Raw genomic sequence first — 17,750 nt, forward strand, 5'->3', positions numbered from 1 at the left:
TTTCCATTTTTATAGAAAAAAACGCCCATCCCTCTTCTTTCTCATGGAGGGATGGGCGTTTTTCGACAGTCTGAGACCTTTATCATTTAAAGGTCTTTTTTATACTGATCACAAAGCTGAATGAGCTTATCGCGCATTTCTTGAACTTCGGTTTGCGTATAAACGGTTGCCCCAGAAGCAAGCGGATGCCCACCGCCACGATATTCCTTGGCAAGTTCATTAATTATAGGACCTTTTGAGCGAAGTCTAACACGAATATCATCCTCTTCTTCAATGAACATCAGCCAAGCTTCGAGCCCCTTTGCGTTTTCAACAGAACTCACAAGATTTGATGCTTGCTTTGCGGTACAACCAAACTTATTTAAAATTTCTTTCGAGATATAAATGGTTGCCGCCCCGTTTTCTTCCAGTTCAAAATGCTCGAAAATATAGCCGGAAAGACGCATCGTGTTTAGCGGAACTTCGTAAAGTTTTTGATAAAGTGCTGACCTATCAAATGGAAACTCAACCAATTTGGCAGCCATTCGAAATGTTTCTTCCGTTGTGCTAGGATATAAAAATCTGCCCGTATCGCCCACAATGCCACCGTAAAGTAAACGTGCCGCAGTTTCATCCAAAGCGAGTTGATCCGAAAATTCTTCGTAAAAAGCCGTGATCATCTCACTACAAGAAGAAGCCGCTGTGTTTACCCAAATTAAATCTCCGTACGCATCGTCATTTGGGTGATGGTCGATTTTAATAAGCTTATCCCCTTGCGTGTAGCGAGCATCATCAATCCGTTCGGTATTTGCAGTATCACAAACGATCACAAGCGCTCCATGATAAACATCATCAGAAATGGTATCTAACTCGCCTAAAAAGGTAAGCGAAGGTTCGGCTTCACCAACCGAGTAAACGTTTTTATCTGGAAAGCTGGCCCGAATAATGGCGGCGAGCCCCATTTGCGAACCATACGCATCAGGATCCGGGCGAACATGGCGATGCAGGATAATCGTCTCATAGGATTCAATAGCCTTTAAAATATCTTTTTTCATTTTCTTTTCCCCAATCTTATCGTTAACGCTCCATCATTTGACAAGCAACGATGGCTTTTCCAATTAAAATTCCCTCTAAATAAAGTTCTACATCTAATTTTCCAGCTTTTCGACCCATTTCAAGCACACGCGGTCTTACCTGTAAAACAGTGTCCATCTGAACAGGTTTCAAAAAGTAAAGTGTCACATTTTCGATTGCCACATTCCGTTTTTTCATGGAAAACAGTTTCTGCTGAACAACGTCGCAAATCAGCTGGGTAAAAACGCCGTAAGACAGGGTCCCAATAGAATTTGTCATTTGCGGAGTCACTTTAAATTCATAGCTCGCCTCACCAGAATCTTCATTTTTCTCATCTAGTTGTTTCGCAATTGTATCATCAATTGTTTCACCGACTTGTGGTTGTTTTTGGATCATTTGCATGGATTTCAAAATATCTTGACGACTGACAATCCCAATGAGCGTCAGATCTTCTTTGACAACAGGGATCACTTCAATACTTTCCCAAACCATCATGTGCGCAACAGAAGCCACACTCATTTTCGGGCCGACTGTAAGCGGATTTCTCGTCATTGCTCGTTCAATCGAAACCGAAGGATTTTTATCAATAATGTCTTTATTTGTAATCATCCCCACTAATCGAAAAGCCTTATTGACGACAGGAAAGCGACTATGACCCGTTTTTTCTTGAAGTACATGCCAGTCTTCTATTTTTTCAGTTGTTTCCATGTAAGCCGTTTCATCAAACGGTGTCAAAATGTCTTCTACCATCACCACTTCTTTTTTTATTAATTGGTCGTAAATCGCACGGTTGATCATCGTCGCGACCGTAAATGTGTCATACGAAGTAGAGATAATAGGCAATTCCTTTTCATCAGCCAATCGTTTTACATGATCGCTTGTATCAAAGCCTCCTGTAATCAAAACAGCTGCCCCGCGTTTTAAAGCCAGTTCATGTGCTCTGTCCCGGTTCCCAACAATTAAAAGGTTGCCAGCATCTGTATAGCGTTCCATCGCTTCAATTGTCATCGCACCGATTACAAATTTATTGAGCGACTTATATAAGCCCTCGCGACCGCCAAGCACTTGCCCATCAATCATATTAACGATTTCCGCAAAAGTCAGTTTTTCGATGCTATCTTTTTGTTTTCGCTCAATTCGTAGTGTTCCCACACGTTTAATGGTGGAAACAAAACCAAGCACTTCAGCATCTTTAATCGCGCGATAAGCCGTCCCCTCACTAACAGAAAGGTTTTTCGCAATTTTACGCACGGAAATTTTTTCGCCAACAGCTAGATTTTCGATGTATTTTAAAATTTGTTCATGTTTAGTTGCCAATTGACTCACCTATTTCTTTTATTTTAAACTTCGATAGTCTCGCCTATTTCTAGTTTGATGCCATCAATGCCAGCTGAAAGCGAAGCAACAAATTTTTCTGGATCTTGGGCAATTAGTGGGAAAGTATTATAATGCATCGGTACTACTTTCTTCGCCCCTAAAAAGTCTGCCGCAATTTTTGCATCTTCAGGTCCCATTGTGAAATTATCACCGATAGGAAGAAAAGCAAGTTCAAGTGGTTGAAGTTCCCCAATTAATTTCATGTCTGAAAAAAGACCTGTATCACCTGCATGATAAATATTTTTTCCTTCCACAGTGAAAACGAAACCATTTGGTAGTCCGAAGCTCACAACTTGTCCATTTATAACCGTTGCCGAGCCATGAAAGGCTGGCGTCAATTTAACAGAACCAAAATCAAATGATCGTTTGCCACCGATATGCATCGCTGCAATATTGGAAATTCCTTGTAAGCTAAAAAAGCTTGCTAAATCAGCATTACAAATGATTTGCGCACCTGATTGTTTTGCGATTTGGACCGTATCTCCTACGTGATCGTCATGACCATGTGTGACCGCAATATAATCTGGCATTTCTTCTTCGACTGAGAGATCACATTTTTCATTTCCAGAAATAAATGGATCAACTAAAATCGTTTTTTCACCTGTCTGAATTTTAATACAAGATTGACCATGAAATGATAGTTTCATCAAAAAACACCCTTTCCTTTAATACTGTTTTAATACATCAACACAGAAAGTGATAAAATATTGATTTATTGGGAACAAACTGTACTACTTCAATTTTATCTGTATTAGTACTGAAAAGCAACTGTTTCGAAAAAACAAAACGATGTTAGGAATCTTGGAATCATGATATGATGAAAGTGAAAACCAGAGTGAAAGAAGGAAATGAGCATGGTAAAAAAATTAAACGAGTTAAAAGAATGGTTGAGCCTGCAAGGCGCGGAAGTTGCATTTTTAACGGATCCCGAGAACATCGCCTATTTAACTGGCTATCATAGTGATCCGCACGAACGCGTGCTTGGGCTAGCTCTTTTCAGCGAACACGATCCTTTTTTATTTACACCTGCGCTGGAAGTTCAAGATGCACGAGGAAGCGACTTTAATTACGATGTTTATGGCTATCAAGACACTGAAAATCCTTTTGAAATTATCGCTCGTGAAATCAAAAATCGCGTTTCAAGTCCAGCACGTATTGCCATTGAAAAGTCACATATGAGCGTTGAACGTTTCGAACAATTTTCAAGTCAGTTTGAAGCAACCAGTTATCTATCAATTGAAAACAAATTACAAATGTTGCGCTTGATTAAAACACCTGAAGAGCTCAAAATCTTGAAGGAAGCTGCTCTTCTTGCAGATGAAGCTGTGAAAATCGGTATAGCGGAAATTGCTGAAGGCAAATCAGAGGCAGAAATCGTTGCAAAAATCGAGTATGAAATGAAGAAAAAAGGCGTTAGTAAGATGAGTTTTGACACCATGGTTTTAACAGGAGCAAATGGCGCTCTTCCCCACGGAACGCCTGGTGCTACTAAAATCAAAAAAGGCGATCTCGTTCTCTTTGATTTGGGTGTCGTACACAAAGGTTATTCTTCAGATACAACAAGAACTGTTGCTTACGGCGAGATTTCAGATGAACAAAAACAAATTTACCACACAGTGCTTGAAGCTCAACTTGCTGCAATTGACCAAGTAAAAGCGGGAGTGCCTGCAAAAGAAATTGACTTGGCAGCTCGTAATGTCATTCGTAAAGCAGGATATGGAGACTATTTCCCACATCGTTTAGGACATGGTTTAGGTGCAAGCGTACATGAGTTCCCTTCTATTACCGAAACGAATGAAATGCCACTTGCAGAAAATATGGTCTTCACGATTGAACCCGGAATCTATGTTCCAGGAGTTGCTGGCGTCCGTATTGAAGATGACATCGTTGTCACAAGTCAAGGCTATGACATTTTAACGGAATTTACAAAAGATCTAGTATACGTTTAAGCCAAAAAGGACTCCCGTTAATCGCGGGAGCCCTTTTTTTATTCATTATTTAGTTGGCGCATTCATGAGTGCGCTCAGTTCTTTATATTCATAACCCAAGTCTTTCGCAACAGCTTGATAAGTAACATTCCCCTCGAATGTATTTACTCCTTTGTAAAGGTGGAAATCATTAGTTACCGCTTTGATTAAACCTTCATTCGCTAATTTTAGGCCATAACGAAGTGTTGCGTTAGTTAGTGCCATAGTAGACGTACGTGGAACTGCGCCAGGCATATTTGCTACCGCATAATGCACGACTCCAAATTTTTCATAAGTTGGATTATCATGCGTTGTCACATGATCGGATGTCTCAAAGATTCCTCCTTGGTCGATTGCGATATCGACAAGAACCGCACCTGGTTTCATTTGTTGAACCACGTGTTCCTTTACAAGTTTCGGTGCTTTAGCGCCAGGAATAAGAACCGCACCAATAACTAGATCAGATTCTCTGACACATTTTTCTATATTAAAATCATTACTCATTAATGTTGTGACATCTGTACCAAATATGTCATCAAGTTCACGCAGTCGGTGTAGGTTTAAGTCTAAAATAGTTACTCTAGCACCAAGTCCGATCGCAATTTTTGCCGCATTTGTCCCAGCGACCCCGCCGCCGATAATTGTCACATTGCTTCGTTCAACTCCCGGTACGCCACTCAGAAGAACCCCCATTCCTCCGTTTGTCTTTTGTAAAAACTGTGCTCCGATTTGTGTTGCCATGCGACCTGCAACTTCACTCATTGGTGTAAGTAAAGGAAGTGAGTGATCATCCAATTCAACTGTTTCGTATGCCACTGTATTTACTTTATTTTTTATTAGCGCTTCTGTTAATTCAGGTTCATTTGCTAAATGTAGATACGTGAAAAGCAGTAATCCTTCGCGGAAATACTGATATTCAGAAGCAATCGGTTCTTTTACCTTTACAACCATTTCAGCCGCCCAAGCCTCTTTAGCTGTTTCAACGATTTGTGCCCCTGCTTCTTTGTAATCTGCATCGTGAAAATTTGAGCCCTCACCTGCTCCCTTTTCAACCATGACTGAATGCCCAGCGTTCACATATGAAAGAACACTGGCAGGAGTCATTGCCACACGATTCTCATTGTTTTTTATTTCTTTCGGTACACCGATAATCATGAAAAATCTCTCCTTTTGTGGGTACTAAGACCTGTAGTTAACCGCTTACATTTTTATATTAACACAAAATACCTAAATTGCACAAACATATTAGGTTATTTCTGCTAACTTTTTTGAATGGACTATTTTTAGTTCCCAAAAAAGCCGTAATTCTGCTATTTTAAAAATTTTTCTATTTTTAATGGTTGTTTCTACGAAAAAGGGGTAAAATATAAGTATTCAATAGATATTTTTTGGGAGGGATTTTTATGTTACAACAGTATAAACGTATTCTTGTAGCTGTTGACGGTTCAAAAGAAGCAGAACAAGCATTTAAAAAAGCCATTCAAGTTGCAAAAAGAAATGATGGAGCGCTTGGTTTAGTCCATGTTATTGATACACGTGCTTTTTCTTCTGTAGCTAACTACGATACGAGTATGGCAGATAAAGCAACGGAATATGCGGATGAACTTTTAAATGGTTACAAAGAGGATGCTATGAAAGACGGCGTTTCTAAAGTTGAAACTTATATTGAATATGGTTCTCCGAAAACAGCGATCACAAAAGAAGCAGCCACTACATTCCAAGCAGATTTAATCATGTGTGGAGCTACTGGTTTAAATGCTGTTGAACGTTTACTTATCGGAAGTGTTTCGGAGTATATCATCCGCCACTCTCCTTGCGATGTGTTAGTTGTTCGGAATGAAGAACCAGAATACAACTAATGCTTATACTTACAACTCAACAAGTAAAAAACGAAGCCAACGCTTCGTTTTTTATTTGTTCAATTCTTCCATCCTATGATAACCTTGCTCACCAAACGGTTGTAACTTTTCAAGCCACTTTTTCTTCAATTGTTTGAGTTCAAATTTCATATCCGTCACATCCGTGTTAGGCTTTTCGAATAATACTTGATATTTAAAATGTTCCTTTCCAAATGTATTCCATTCTTCTTGAAGCTTTTTATTTGGATGGCGATTAGAATCTAAAGACATCATATAATAGGACCAGCGATTTTTAAGATTTGGAACTGTATCAATAAATATTTTCCCATTTTGATCATTTTTTAGTTGAATCACCCCATAATAAGTCTTCATTTCTTTATATTGCTGTTGCAATTCTTTTTTTCTCTTAGCATCCATACTTTTTCTCCTCTATCCTTAGGCAAGAAACTCTAAGATTCCTCTAGCCAATATTGTTTGCCATCTGGCGTTCTGCTAATAAATCCGTAATCAAATAAATAGCGTCGCAAAGTCACTGAGTCAAAATAAATGTGGCTTAATAATTGTGTGATTTCTTTTTCAGTATAAATTTTGTGCGGCAAGAGTTCTTCTTTGATTCGATTTAAAACAATAATGATTTTCTTCTGCTTTTTCGGCCAACGTCGTAAAACTAATCCATCATCAAAATCAAAGTAGGTCTTTAGCGTTTTTGCAGATTCTTCCTCTGTAATCATAAAACGATCATCTAAATTTTGAGCCTTATGTGGGATAAGAAAAAAAGAACTTTTCTTCTCATCCGTCCTAAAAGTATTCTCATATTGTGCGAGATAGAGTTTTGCTTGTTTGGCTTTTTCTCGAAAAGTAAATTTTTGATGCCTAACAGTTGAAGCAGAAAGACCAAATTCAGTTGCAATTTGAGTATCTTTTTTTCCACTTTGAAAAGCTTGGAGTAATTTTTTTTGTTTTTCTGTCAACGTATTATACTTACTAGCTTCTTCTCTAAGCATCCGAGCATTGCCCTCGTGAGCCTCTAAAATATGTTCTGTTATCGCTTGCTTCGCCTCATAGAACTTACCAGAAAAAGAATAAACTTGTCCTTCTTCAAATTTTTCCTCACAATAATTACAAATCAGTTGGTCCTTTTGCTGGTGGAATCCTTGCTTTACTTCTAAATAGGTTCGCTTATTCAAATCCATATCCACACCTCGATTTCTAATTAAGTTTACCATATCTATAAACAAAAGTAAAATTCATTTATAATTAAAATCAATAAAAAAACGCCTCCCATTCGGGAAGCATTTTTCTTTAATATTAAGAACGTTCTTTTTTGATACGCTCTACATCACGAGCGATCATTAATTCTTCATTGGTTGGAATCACAATAACTTTTACTGGTGAATGCGGATAATTAAGGAAAGCTTCCTCGCCGTGAACTTGGTTTAAAGCTGGATCCCAGTAAACGCCCATGAATTCAAGACCGTGCAAAACTTTTTCACGAATGAATGAACTGTTTTCGCCAATTCCTGCTGTGAAAACAACTGCGTCAACACCATTCATACGTGCTGCATAAGAGCCGATATATTTATGAATACGATCCACAAAGACTTCAAGCGCCAAGTCAGCACGTTCGTTGCCTTTTGAAGCTGCTTCTTCTAAGTCGCGTAAGTCACTCGAAATTCCAGAAACACCAAGCATTCCAGATTCTTTATTTAACACATCAAGCACTTGTTCAGCAGTCTTCCCAGTTTTTTCCATGATAAACGGAATCAAGGCTGGATCAATATTCCCCGAACGAGTTCCCATCGAAACACCCGCAAGCGGCGTGAAGCCCATTGATGTATCTGTTGACTTCCCATTTTGAATGGCCGCGATACTTGCTCCGTTCCCTAAATGACAAGTAATGAGTCGAAGTTCTTCGACCGGGCGTCCAAGTAGTTCTGCAGCGCGTTCAGATACATATTTATGACTGGTTCCGTGGAAACCATATTTTCGAATTCCGTAATCTTCGTAATAGCTGTATGGCAAACTGTATAGATAGCTTGAAGGCGGCATCGTTTGGTGGAAAGCTGTATCAAAAACAGCAACTGAAACGATGTCTGGCAAAATTTTCTTAAAAGCTTTAATTCCTGTTGCATTCGCCGGGTTATGCAGTGGTGCAAGTTCAGAGAGTGCTTCGATATCCTGGATGACTTGATCGTTAATATAAACGGATTCAGGGAATTTTTCACCACCATGTACAACACGGTGTCCAACACCAGTAATTTCATCATAAGATTGGATGATATTGTGCGAAATCAATTTATCGAGCAGCATGTTAACAGCCACTTCATGATCTGGAATATCTGTTGTTTCTGTGATTTTTTCTCCGTCTACAGTAATCGTGAAGATCGAATCTTTAAGACCAATTCGTTCTACGATTCCTTTTGTGATGACTTCCTCACTAGGCATATCATAAAGTTGAAACTTCAGAGAAGAACTCCCTGCATTAATTGCGATTGTTTTTTCCATTGTACTTTTCTCAATTCCCTTCTTGTTTGTTCTCTTGGAACCATTTTTCAATTTGCGCCAAAATTGGCGCTGTCGAGTGCGGGTCTGAAAGTGATGTCAAATTAGCTAGTAACACTTCCTTAGGTGCGCGCACACCTTCCCCAGCTTTTTGCAAAATCAAGATGCTTTTTCGTGCATTTTCAGTTTGAAATAGACTTTCAGGTAATTTGATGATTCCTTCTAGAAAACCATGCTTCTTGATAAAGCGATCCAGTTTGGCAAAGTCATCTGTTGCAAACATATTTTCCGGAACTATGAAAAATAGATAACCGCCGGGCTTTGTGTAACGTAAGCCTTGCTCAATGAATAAAAAGTGTGCAAAAGAATGTCCGCTTTCACGTTTTAATTCAAAGTCTTCCGAACGCTCATCATTTGGGTAATACCCAACCGGCAAATCACTTATAACTGCGTCAACCGGGTCAACAAGCAGATTTGCAAGCCCATCTTGATGAAGTAGCGTCATATCAACCTTTTCTAAGTCAGAACCAACAAAAGCAAGCGAAATCAGTAAATCATCCACTTCCACACCTGTTGCTGTGACTTCAGCATCACGCCGGAGCTTAAGTTGATTAATGACTGTTGTAAGCAGGTTTCCTGTGCCTACAGCGGGATCCAATAATGCGATTTTTTTCTGCCCTTCTAGTGCTTTTTCTACTAAATAAGCCAAAATAAAGCCGATTGAGTCAGGCGTCATTTGATGATTCATTTGGATACCATGTTTCATGCCCTTTAGTAGTGCAAGCTGAAACCCCTTTCGAATTTCCTCAGAAGAGTAATCTTCAAGGTTAATGGAATGGTATTTCTCAGCTAAACTCGCTACTTGTTTCTCTGTCAGTTCATCTTGTTGCAACACTTCATTTTGGAAAAGGTTTTCACTTGTTTCGTAAACAGCTTCTAAATAACTCATTTCAAGAGCATTTTGTAGAATGATCGCTGTTTCATCGAGAACTTGAAAAACTTTTGTGGTTGTTTCGTTAGCCAAAGCAAACACCTCGAATTTTCATCATTTAAACACCAAAGTTATTATAACGTATTTCTACACGCCATGAAAGCTTTTTCTAAAAAAAACGATTCTTTTATAATACAGATTATTTGTTAAAATAATACAGAAAAAAGCTTCCCGTTACACGAGAAGCTTTTTTCTATCATCACGCTTGTTTAGCAGCTTCAATGGCTTTTTCGTAATCAGGATGATTCGTTCCCTCACTCACATATTCTACATAAACAATTTCGCCTGCCGCATTCACAACAAACACAGATCGTGCAAGCAACCTCAATTCTTCCATAACCACACCATAAGCTTTCCCAAAAGAAAGATCTTTATGGTCAGAAAGTGTGATCACATGGTCAAGGCCAGAAGCCGCACACCAATTTTTTTGTGCAAAAGGTAAGTCTACTGAGATAGTTAGGACAACTGTATTCGCAAGGTCCCCTGCTTCTTCATTAAATCGACGTGTTTGTGCTGAGCATACACTTGTATCGATTGAAGGAACAACACTCAAAATGCGTACCTTACCATCATAGTCATGCAAAGAAACGGGCTCAAGATCATTATTCAAAACCGTAAAATCCGGTGCCTGATTCCCAACTTTTTGTTCCGTTCCAAGAAGTGTCATTTTTTCACCTTTAAAAGTAACATTAGCCATGTTGTTTTCCTCCTCCAAATTCTTTTCTATTTCCATTGTAGAAAAAAATAACTATGAAAGCGAACAATCTGCCTCAATGATGTGAAAGGTAAATTTATAAAAAGCATGTTAAAATAAAAGAAACGCTTTCTACAAAGGAGGACTCTAAAATGTCTAATCAAATTTTCCACTTTTCATATCGTAAAACCGAAGAACTTCATCAAATTGCTAAAGATTTAAAAAAACTTGCAGTGGATTATGGTTATAAGCTTACGGAAGATTATACAAAAGCTACTGTTATCATTAGTATCGGTGGTGATGGTGCATTTTTAAAATCCGTTCGCGAAACACATTTTCGCCAAGACTGTTTATATGCTGGGATCGCCTTAACGGAACAGCTTGGACAATACTGTGACTTTCACATTCATCAGCTCGAAGAAATTATGAAAGCTGCATCGGATGAGCGGTGGCTCGTTAGACGTTACCCAACTATTCATGGCACGGTCAACAATACGAAAGCCTTTTATGTCCTCAATGAATTTAATATCCGTTCTTCGATCATTCGGACACTTACGATGGATATTTATATTAATGAGCGACATTTTGAAACTTTCAGAGGAGATGGTATGGTAATTGCGACTCCAACTGGAAGTACTGCCTATAATAAGTCAGTTAACGGCGCTATCATTGATCCGCTCCTTCCTTCTATGCAAGTCAGTGAACTAGCTTCTTTAAACAATAACCGGTTCCGAACACTTGGATCCTCTTTTGTTTTGAGCCCTAAGCGTAAACTTCATATTAAAATTGGTTCTGATGAAAATAACGAATTCCCGCTCATCGGAATGGATAGCGAGGCACTCAGTATCCAGCACGTGCATGACATTCATCTCGAAGTGGGTGACCGGTTCATTAATATCATTAAATTACCTGATAACTCCTTTTGGGATAAAGTCAAACGAAATTTTCTTTAAACAAAAAACTCGAAGCTCTTTTATTGCGGCTTCGAGTTTTTATTTAGGCAAGAACCTAACCTATTATTTTTTTTGGATTTTGAAAATGATCCATTTGCTGAATACATAATTCAAAACAAGTACAATCACATTCACCCAAATTTTCGACCAAGTTTCATTTACGTTCAGCATACTAATAAAGACTACCATCATCAGCATGTCAACTAAATACGTTAAGAATCTGAAGCCAAAAAAGGAAGTAGCTTCACGAAGCTTGTCCTTCCAAGTCGGTGTATAGCTTTCGAATACATATTTTTTATTTGACAGATATGCAAATAGCACAGATAGAATCCAAGCAATTGTATTGGCAATTCGGTAATCCCAATTTAAGAAGGATGCAAAAAACCAAAAGCTCACAATATTGATCAGCGTTGTAATTCCACCCATTACAAGGTACATCATAATGCTGTGTAAGTTTTCCGTGTACCAAGGAATCGTATTAATTAACCACTGCTTTAATTTTTCCATTCTCGTCTCTCTTTCTGGATTAAAATAAGTCTTTGAACTCATCCTTTATTGTTTGTTCCTTAGCCACATCTACCGAAAACGTTTCAACATTTTGCAAAGCTTGTTCAATTAAACTCGAAAAATCAATGAAACTTTCATAGTATTTTACTTTGTCTACTTTAGGCTTAGTTTTAGGAGCGGTTGGCGTGAAAATCGTGCAGCAATCTTCAAAAGGTTGGATGGAGAGTTCAAAAGTATCAATGGATTTTGCAATGTCGATAATTTCATTTTTATCCATCGTCACAACAGGGCGAATAATAGGCGTTTCGGTGACTTCATTAATCGCAAGCATACTCTCTAATGTTTGACTTGCAACCTGTCCAAGACTTTCCCCATTTACAATCGCAAGAGCATTTCTTTTCTTACGAAGTTGATCTGTGATTTGCAGCATCAATCGTCTTGTTACAGTCATAACGTAGCCTTCAGGAATTTGTTTTTTTATCGTTTCTTGAATCTCAGTAAATGGCACGACATGCATCTGTACTTGGCCACTATATTTCGCAATTTTCTGTGCTAAATCAATTGCTTTTTGTTTGGCTTGTTCACTTGTATATGGCGGACTATGAAAATGAACAGCTTCTACTTCTACTCCTCGTTTCATCGCCAAATAACCTGCTACAGGGCTATCAATTCCCCCTGATAGCATCAACATAGCTTTTCCTGATGAACTAACAGGAAGCCCTCCAGCACCTTGGATAATTTGTGAAGAAAGGAAAACCCCATCTGCACGAACTTCGACATTCAATTTGATATCCGGCTGTTTGACATTCACAGTAAGATCAGGGATTCGACGTAAAACTGCTGCTCCAATTTCTTGATTTAACTCGTTGGAATCAAGCGGGAAATCTCGATATCCCCGTCTAGCTGCTACTTTGAACGTGCCCCCAGGCTGATGAGTGTCACTTACAAGTTGATAAGCAGCTTCTTTCACCGCTTCAACATCCAGCTCTGTTTTGATAACTGGACTAAAAGACTGAATTCCAAAAATGGATTTTAGCCGTTCCAGTACGTCTTGAACGGGAGCTCCGTTTAAAAACAACTGCATTCGATCACGTTCGCCGTGAACCGTTATATTGGGCATATCTTTTACAACACGTCTTACATTCGCTGCAAGTCGTGCAACAAATTGTTTGCGGTTCTTTCCTTTTGTTGATAATTCTCCATAACGAATTAAAATACGTTCAAATTCCAATTATTTCACCACTTCGTTTATTTTTTCTATTACTTCTTGAAAAGCACTGACAAATTGTTCTGCTTCTGAAAATGTATTTTCGTAGCTTAAGCTGATGCGAATCGCTCCAGTCGCTTCGTCATCTGAAACTCCCATCGCTTTTAAAGTACTACTTGCTAACTTGGCTTTCGATGAACAAGCACTCGTCGTAGAAACAAAAATTTCTTTTTTCTCAAGTGCATGAACTAGCACTTCTCCACGATGACCACTTGCAGAAAGACAGAGAATATGAGGTGCAATACTCGTTTTCTGAGAGTGGACATGAATTCCGTTCATTTGGCCAAGCTCTTTTAATAAATAATCGCGTATTGCCACTACTTGACTCAATTTGTTCGTTTTTTCAGCAAACGTTAATCGAAGTGCTTTCGCTAAAGCGACCGCTCCAGCAGTATTTTCAGTTCCGCTGCGCACTCCTTCTTCTTGCCCACCGCCTAATATTTCCGGATGGAGTTCGATCCCTTTCTTCTTATAAAGAAGTCCCGTCCCACGCAGTCCATGAAGTTTATGTCCAGAAACTGACACGAGGTCAATGGCGCTCATTTCGAGTTCACACATCCCCATTCCCTGAATATTATCCACATGAAAAAATGCTTGATGCTCAAGTAGTCGCTTTCCAATTTCCTGAACAGGTTGAATGCTTCCCACTTCATTATTAACATGCATCATGGATACAAGAATCGTGTCTTTGCGCAAAGCTTGTTCAAAATCGCGAAGCTCGACGACTCCATTTTCATTCACAGGAAGATAAGTCACCGTAAATCCGTCTTTTTCAAGTTCTCGCATAACTTCTCTGACAGAAGGATGCTCAATCTGCGTCGTAATTAAGTGTTTCCCTCTATTTTTATAGCGATAAGCGATTCCTTTTAACGCTAAATTATTACTTTCCGTTCCACCAGATGTGAAAATAAGTTCATCGCTTCGCACACCAAGCAGTTGGGCAACTTGTTTCCTTGCCTCTTCATGTAGCTCCCGAACCTTTTGACCAAAAGCATGTAACGAGGAAGGATTGGCAAAATAGCGGCTTGCTACTTTTGTATAGGTTTCTAAAACAGCAGAGTAAGGTTTCGTTGTTGCACTGTTATCTAAATAAATCATGATTAAAAGCCGCCTCCTAAAAGTTTTCCTTCCCTATTTTAACACAGCTGTCAAGCGATCAAAAGAATGACGCAGGCTTCAGTGCACCTGCGTCGCCATTCCTATTCATTCTCATTTGAATGTTCAAATGTTTTTTCGATCTTTTTAAATGCGCTCGGTTCAACCTTTTCGAGTGCAGTTACAGCAATTTCTAAGGCCTTCTTATAATTGTAATCTCCGTAAAAATGCCGCTCTGCTTTATTTAGGCTTTCTGCAAGCTCCGGATGATCCATTCGGTAACGGTTCGAATATTGAATCACAGCTTCCACAAATTTTGCGTTTTCTAAAATATCCTCAGCTTTTTCTTGTAAATGCGTCAAATCTTCTTTAGCAATTTGCTGATTCTTTTCTACCGTTTTAATATTCAGCGGGCGTTCAACTAAAGAACGTTCCATGTTTTCTACCGAGTTTAAAAAATGTTCTTGTAACGCTACAAACTCTTCTGGAATCCCAGGTAACCTAGCACGTGTTAAATTCCGCTCAAGTTGGTTACAAATTCGCTTCATTTCATCCGCATCTTCTCTTGCTTCTAGCTCATCTTTTCGAAGTGAACGTAGATCTTCTGCAATCGCATCTTGTTTTTCCGCAATTTCTGCAATCTCAGCTTCAATTTCGCGAAGTGTATCTTGCATAGCCGAATAAGCAATAGCGCCTTCTTTCTGAAGTGTGCTAACACGGGCAAAACTTTCTTTTTGTTCGGCAAGTGAGGCTTGTGTTTTTAAATAAGCGGCAAGTTCTTCCTCGGAAATATGATAAGTTCCTTTAACTTCAGCAATTTGATTAGAAAGCTTTTCCGAAACTTGTTCCTGCTTTTCAAGTTTCTCCGCAATCTTTTCTTTATTTTCAAGAATATACGACCGAGCGTGGACTTCCCCTTCTAGAGTATCATAGAGCAAATCAGTTTCTACTTTGGCTTCTTGGATTAAAGACTCAGCTGCATCAATTTCACGATGCATCAATTTTTCTTTCACTTTCTCTGTTTGTTCTTTCAAACGCTCAATTTCTTTTTGAATGCCCAATTGTTCTAAGTAATAGCCTTCAGCAAGCATCTCTGCATAACCAGCCTCAAGTTTTACAAGCTCGCTTGGAACCGCATTTTCAGCTTCAAGTAGAAGTTTTGGTGTACGCTCCATTTCTTCATCTAATGAAGTGATTCTTTTTTTAGTTGCCATAATCACTTCGCGAGCTTCAAGATGGTCACCTTGATCCGTTAGTGCATCGTAATGATTAATTTCTATTTGAATCTCATCCAACTCTTTTTCAAAGGCATTTTGCGCCTTACCGAGTTTGAAACCATGTGTCAAAATAAAGCGACGTAATTCCGCTAGTTTTTCTTTTGTTGCACGGCTTTCTAAAGCATTTTTTTCTTCGCTTGCCAGAAGTTCCCTAAGTCCACTTAAAATTTGATTAATTTGATTTTCAATCGTGACAAGCATTTGTTCTAAATCATTTTCATCTTGAGTAGCAGACCCAAACCGGTAATGATTGACGTTCATTTCTGCATTTAAAAGTACTTCTTCTACGTCTGGAAACAATCTCGTTGATATTTCATCCCAAGAACTGCGCCAAGACTCAAATAAATTTTCTGTTTGCCCAGTCAACTTTAATTTTTTCACTTTCGAAAGTTCATCGATTACCGGAAGATCGCGCAAACGTTCACACTTTGCTTCTAGTTCCCCAATCCTTGTCGAATGTTTCTTTTTCAGCCAATATCCGGTACCAAAAAGGGCGATGATCACCACGATAAAACCGATTAAAATATAGTAAAACATTCAAAATCCTCCCATCTGCTTATTACCGATCCAACTAGTGTCTTTTTCTTTAATAAAAATAGATAAAGCCCTCTTTTATATTTTATCGGTATATGTACACAATACACATGCTCTATTTTACCACGATTTATAGAAATTTACTTCTCTCGCCTCATAAAAACTAAAAAAAGTTTTGGATCTTTTAGTCAAGCCGAGAATATGCTATAATTTGAACAATTATTTTATATGAAAGTGGTGTTGTCAAAGTGATTGAAATCCCTAAATTTCAAGGAACGAAGCAAGAAAATTACGAACTCTGTTTAAAACAAGCCAAAGCCTTAATTAGCGGAGAAAAAAACAGCATTGCAAATTTAAGCAACCTTGCCGCTCTTTTAAACCAAGCGCTTGATGAAATCAATTGGGTCGGCTTTTATCTATTCGAAAAGGAACATAATGAACTTGTTCTTGGCCCTTTCCAAGGTCTTCCAGCTTGTATACGCATTCCAATTGGCAAAGGCGTATGTGGCAATGCAGCCAAAGATGAAAAAACTTACATTGTCCAGGATGTTAATGCTTTTCCAGGACACATCGCTTGTGACGCGCAAAGTCGCTCTGAAATTGTTGTTCCACTAGTCTTGAATAATGAACTTATTGGTGTTCTTGACATTGATAGCCCCAATCTTAGTCGCTTTGATGAAACTGACCAGTTTTATTTAGAACAAATTTGCGAGGCTCTTCTAGCTGAAATCCGTTGACAAATCAAGTGATTTTATACTATACTAGACTTTGTGTAAAACGCAGCTTGTATGAAAGCTGGAAGAAGATCGTTGTTTACCCCCGGCTCTTGCCGTGGAATATTGTGTAACCCTGCGGCTGCTAAGGTGAAGATATTTGAAGGTGGACTGCCCTTTTTCTGCGTCATGCTCGTTTGTTTTTATGCTAAAAACAAATTAAAGGAGGAGTCACTTAATGGCTCGTTATACTGGTCCAAGCTGGAAAGTTTCCCGTCGTCTTGGGATTTCACTTTCTGGAACTGGTAAAGAAATTGAGCGTCGTCCGTACGCTCCAGGACAACACGGTCCTAACCAACGTAAAAAAATGTCTGAATATGGTTTGCAACAAGCTGAAAAGCAAAAATTGCGTCATATGTATGGACTAACTGAACGTCAATTTAAAAATACGTTCAACAGAGCAGGAAAACTTCAAGGTAAACATGGTGAAAACTTCATGATTCTCCTTGAACAACGTCTTGATAACGTCGTTTACCGTATGGGACTTGCCCGCACTCGTCGTGCTGCGCGTCAACTTGTAAACCACGGTCACATCACTGTAGATGGAAAACGCGTTGACATTCCTTCTTACCAACTTTCTGTTGGTCAAGTGGTTTCTGTTCGCGAAAAATCTGCTGAAAATTCGTCAATCGCTGAAAGTCTTGAAGTATCAAGCTTCGTGCCTGAATACGTGACATTCGACGCTGACAAACTTGAAGGTTCTTTAAACCGCCTTCCAGAACGTGCAGAACTTGCTGCTGAAATTAATGAAGCATTTATCGTTGAATTCTATTCTCGTTAATCTTCATCACTATTTCAAAAAGAATCTTGCTATAAAAGCAAGATTCCAGACTGTCGAAAAACGCCGATCCCTCCATGAGAAAGAAGAGGGATGGGCGTTTTTTTCTATAAAAATGGAAAA

The 17,750-nt window shown here is 38.8% G+C and carries 18 protein-coding genes; 5 read left to right on the forward strand and 13 right to left on the reverse strand.

Annotation, left to right across the window (positions count from 1 at the left end):
• Window positions 1–86 precede the first annotated feature (86 nt).
• From HCK02_RS10255 to HCK02_RS10265, 3 genes are read right to left on the reverse strand one after another with little or no spacing between them, the layout of a single operon-like run.
• The gene (locus HCK02_RS10255; protein ID WP_167630020.1) at window positions 87–1,034 is read right to left on the reverse strand and encodes a DHH family phosphoesterase; all 948 of its coding nucleotides are present in this window, start codon (window positions 1,032–1,034) and stop codon (window positions 87–89) included.
• A gap of 22 nt (window positions 1,035–1,056) precedes the next feature.
• Window positions 1,057–2,370 carry a CBS-HotDog domain-containing transcription factor YtoI gene (gene ytoI / locus HCK02_RS10260; RefSeq protein ID WP_167630021.1) on the reverse strand — a complete coding sequence of 438 codons (1,314 nt, stop codon included), beginning with the start codon at window positions 2,368–2,370 and terminating at the stop codon, window positions 1,057–1,059.
• 23 nt (window positions 2,371–2,393) lie between these two features.
• On the reverse strand, window positions 2,394–3,077 hold the full coding sequence (locus tag HCK02_RS10265) for a metal-dependent hydrolase (RefSeq protein WP_167630022.1): 684 nt from the start codon (window positions 3,075–3,077) through the stop codon (window positions 2,394–2,396).
• A 207-nt stretch (window positions 3,078–3,284) separates the two neighbouring features.
• Between HCK02_RS10265 and HCK02_RS10270 the strand changes: the two genes are divergently transcribed.
• The gene (locus HCK02_RS10270) at window positions 3,285–4,379 is read left to right on the forward strand and encodes a M24 family metallopeptidase (protein ID WP_167630023.1); all 1,095 of its coding nucleotides are present in this window, start codon (window positions 3,285–3,287) and stop codon (window positions 4,377–4,379) included.
• Between the two features lie 45 nt (window positions 4,380–4,424).
• Here the strand turns inward: HCK02_RS10270 and ald are convergent, their stop codons facing one another.
• Window positions 4,425–5,552, reverse strand: coding sequence for an alanine dehydrogenase (gene ald / locus HCK02_RS10275; RefSeq protein ID WP_167630024.1), 1,128 nt, complete (start codon window positions 5,550–5,552; stop codon window positions 4,425–4,427).
• 248 nt (window positions 5,553–5,800) lie between these two features.
• On the opposite strand from ald, the gene HCK02_RS10280 reads away from it, so the two are divergent.
• Entirely contained in the window at window positions 5,801–6,256 is a 456-nt protein-coding gene (locus HCK02_RS10280; protein ID WP_167630025.1) for a universal stress protein, read from the forward strand.
• A gap of 51 nt (window positions 6,257–6,307) precedes the next feature.
• Here the strand turns inward: HCK02_RS10280 and HCK02_RS10285 are convergent, their stop codons facing one another.
• The 5 genes from HCK02_RS10285 to tpx all read right to left on the reverse strand — a co-directional run bounded on the left by HCK02_RS10285 (window position 6,308) and on the right by tpx (window position 10,446).
• Window positions 6,308–6,673: a GIY-YIG nuclease family protein gene (locus tag HCK02_RS10285; protein WP_167630026.1), complete on the reverse strand. Its 366-nt coding sequence runs from the start codon at window positions 6,671–6,673 to the stop codon at window positions 6,308–6,310.
• Window positions 6,674–6,705: 32 nt separating this feature from the next.
• A complete protein-coding gene (locus HCK02_RS10290; RefSeq protein ID WP_167630027.1) occupies window positions 6,706–7,449 on the reverse strand; it encodes a DUF2087 domain-containing protein in 744 nt (247 codons plus the stop codon).
• Window positions 7,450–7,564: 115 nt separating this feature from the next.
• Window positions 7,565–8,761, reverse strand: a complete 1,197-nt coding sequence (locus HCK02_RS10295; protein WP_167630028.1) for an acetate kinase — start codon at window positions 8,759–8,761, stop codon at window positions 7,565–7,567.
• 10 nt (window positions 8,762–8,771) lie between these two features.
• Window positions 8,772–9,782: a class I SAM-dependent methyltransferase gene (locus tag HCK02_RS10300; RefSeq protein ID WP_167630029.1), complete on the reverse strand. Its 1,011-nt coding sequence runs from the start codon at window positions 9,780–9,782 to the stop codon at window positions 8,772–8,774.
• A gap of 166 nt (window positions 9,783–9,948) precedes the next feature.
• Complete coding sequence (gene tpx / locus HCK02_RS10305) at window positions 9,949–10,446, reverse strand: thiol peroxidase (RefSeq protein WP_167630030.1); 498 nt, start codon at window positions 10,444–10,446, stop codon at window positions 9,949–9,951.
• A 149-nt stretch (window positions 10,447–10,595) separates the two neighbouring features.
• On the opposite strand from tpx, the gene HCK02_RS10310 reads away from it, so the two are divergent.
• On the forward strand, window positions 10,596–11,396 hold the full coding sequence (locus HCK02_RS10310) for an NAD kinase (protein WP_167630031.1): 801 nt from the start codon (window positions 10,596–10,598) through the stop codon (window positions 11,394–11,396).
• A 63-nt stretch (window positions 11,397–11,459) separates the two neighbouring features.
• Here HCK02_RS10310 and HCK02_RS10315 read toward each other — a convergent pair whose 3' ends face one another.
• The 4 genes from HCK02_RS10315 to HCK02_RS10330 form a co-directional block, all read right to left on the reverse strand.
• On the reverse strand, window positions 11,460–11,903 hold the full coding sequence (locus tag HCK02_RS10315; protein ID WP_167630032.1) for a GtrA family protein: 444 nt from the start codon (window positions 11,901–11,903) through the stop codon (window positions 11,460–11,462).
• Between the two features lie 19 nt (window positions 11,904–11,922).
• A complete protein-coding gene (thiI, locus tag HCK02_RS10320) occupies window positions 11,923–13,134 on the reverse strand; it encodes a tRNA uracil 4-sulfurtransferase ThiI (protein WP_167630033.1) in 1,212 nt (403 codons plus the stop codon).
• Complete coding sequence (locus HCK02_RS10325) at window positions 13,135–14,268, reverse strand: cysteine desulfurase family protein (protein WP_167630034.1); 1,134 nt, start codon at window positions 14,266–14,268, stop codon at window positions 13,135–13,137.
• Window positions 14,269–14,369: 101 nt separating this feature from the next.
• A complete protein-coding gene (locus tag HCK02_RS10330; RefSeq protein ID WP_167630035.1) occupies window positions 14,370–16,079 on the reverse strand; it encodes a septation ring formation regulator EzrA in 1,710 nt (569 codons plus the stop codon).
• Between the two features lie 245 nt (window positions 16,080–16,324).
• On the opposite strand from HCK02_RS10330, the gene HCK02_RS10335 reads away from it, so the two are divergent.
• Window positions 16,325–16,813 carry a GAF domain-containing protein gene (locus HCK02_RS10335; RefSeq protein ID WP_167630036.1) on the forward strand — a complete coding sequence of 163 codons (489 nt, stop codon included), beginning with the start codon at window positions 16,325–16,327 and terminating at the stop codon, window positions 16,811–16,813.
• Between the two features lie 214 nt (window positions 16,814–17,027).
• Entirely contained in the window at window positions 17,028–17,630 is a 603-nt protein-coding gene (gene rpsD / locus HCK02_RS10340) for a 30S ribosomal protein S4 (protein WP_167630037.1), read from the forward strand.
• The last annotated feature ends 120 nt before the right edge of the window (window positions 17,631–17,750 follow it).

This window comes from Listeria valentina, assembly GCF_011800755.1.
Lineage (GTDB): Bacteria > Bacillota > Bacilli > Lactobacillales > Listeriaceae > Listeria > Listeria valentina.